Here is a 411-nt window from a genome sequence, read left to right as displayed (position 1 = left end):
GAGCTTCCCCCGCGGCAGATGGCCGAACTCGGACGAGCAGGAGGGCGACCCTCCGGTGGCGTACCGCCCTCGACCGGGCTGGCGAGCAGACATGAAGTGAAGGAGCAGGTCGGCGGTCCGATCAAGAACCGGCAACATGGCCGGTCCGTTCAGAAGTCCGTGTGCTGCATCCAGGTGTACGTCGTGGGTTGCCCTTGGTTCCACTCGAGCATCGAGGCCTCGTCGACCTCGACGAACCCGGTCGACCGGTAGAGCGCCCGGGCGGCGGTGTTGTCGGGGACGACGCGGAGGAAACAGTCGCTGCGTCCGTGCTCGCGGGCGAGGGCGAGCAGGACCTCGACCAGACGCCGCCCGATTCCCTCGCGGCGTCGCGTGGGGTCGACGATGAGCCGGGCCAGCTCGACCTCGTCC

At 69.1% G+C, this 411-nt stretch carries 1 protein-coding gene; it reads right to left on the bottom strand.

Features of this window, described 5'->3' with window-relative positions; all coding sequences use genetic code 11:
• Positions 1–149: 149 nt before the first annotated feature.
• The coding region (locus K9U41_RS23490; protein ID WP_282643235.1) for a GNAT family N-acetyltransferase at positions 150–411 on the bottom strand (262 nt) is incomplete at its 5' end.

The organism is Xanthobacter autotrophicus, assembly GCF_029991245.1.
Classification (GTDB): domain Bacteria; phylum Pseudomonadota; class Alphaproteobacteria; order Rhizobiales; family Xanthobacteraceae; genus Xanthobacter; species Xanthobacter autotrophicus_C.
Note: the sequence above shows the minus strand (reverse complement) of the source record. Positions and strands in the feature narration are given on the sequence as shown.